This is a genomic window from Vibrio sp. Vb0667 (genome assembly GCF_033391095.1).
This window is the reverse complement of the sequence record NZ_JAWPOL010000347.1, coordinates 1-1,088: the sequence shown is the minus strand read 5'-3', so window position 1 is coordinate 1,088 and position 1,088 is coordinate 1. Positions and strand designations below refer to the sequence as shown.

The following is a 1,088-nucleotide window of genomic DNA, read 5'->3' as shown; positions in this document are numbered from 1 at the left end:
AAATCGCCAACATTTGGATACGCTTGTAGCAATTCTAGCGGCAATGCCGCGGCTTTAAGCGCACCACTTACCAGTGCTTCACTGCATTGGAACATTTTCGCTAGCGCTTTTTGGTCTTCGGCTTCACCACTTTCCAGCTTAGCCTGCATCTCTTTGCCTTTTTCGTAAAGCGACAGCGGTTTGTGAGCATTCGCGACGTCAGATAGGAATTTCGCGTGTTCAGTGTTGATACCATCACCAACGTAAACCAAGAAATCCTTACCCGCCAAGATACAAGACATACGACGGCGGCTACCGTCTAGCACTTCAATTTTGCCATCGTCAGTGCGACGACCAACAGCTGGGTACTGTTGACCACGCTCTTTCAGTGTCACCAAAACATCAGATAAAGCATGCTCATTCAAGAATGATTGTTCACGGGCGTTGTCCGCGAATACACGCGTCTCGCTTGCCACTTTATCTGCGGGAATACGAACCAATTCAAACTGAACCGTGCCCTCACCCGCCACTGCCAACTCGATGGTTTGCGCTTTTTCTTTTGCTGCCGTTTGCGCTTCTTGTGGAGTCGCAACTCGACGTTTATTCGTCTTACCAAATAATTTCGCGTTTAATTCAGACGTTTTCAAAGCCATTTACTGTTTACCCCTGATTTAATGACGGCCAGTTAGAGTGCAATACGCGCTCCAATTCCAATGCGCTTTTGTGAACCGCATCTTGAGCAGTTGCAAGTGTCTTCTTGCCGCCTTCGAAATCACTTACGGTTAAATCAAACACAGTGCTGTAGGTGTCTGCACACGTTTCAAATGCACGGCTACGTGGAATGGTTGCCATCATCACTTGGTCACCAAGCAGATAGTTCATTTCCGTCAATACCGAGACTTGCTTCTTGTTGTCGTCTTCGAACATGGTTGGCATTAGACGAACAATCTCTAAGCCTTTCCAATCTTCTGGGAACATCTCATAAACCGTAGGCAAATGCTGGAAGAAGTTAACCGTAGATGCCCAGTCTAGACGTTTTGCCGCACAAGGAATTAACAGTGCATTGGACGCGTACATCGCATTCCAAACCAGAGGGTCGACGTGCGGAC

At 47.6% G+C, this 1,088-nt stretch carries 2 protein-coding genes; both read right to left on the bottom strand.

What is annotated here, in order from left to right; translation table 11 throughout:
* The coding region (locus R8269_RS25810; RefSeq protein WP_318222985.1) for a ParB/RepB/Spo0J family partition protein at nucleotides 1-632 on the bottom strand (632 nt) is incomplete at its 3' end.
* Nucleotides 633-639: 7 nt separating this feature from the next.
* Nucleotides 640-1,088, bottom strand: a 449-nt coding sequence (locus R8269_RS25805) for a ParA family protein (RefSeq protein WP_318222984.1), incomplete at its 5' end; no start/stop codon positions are given.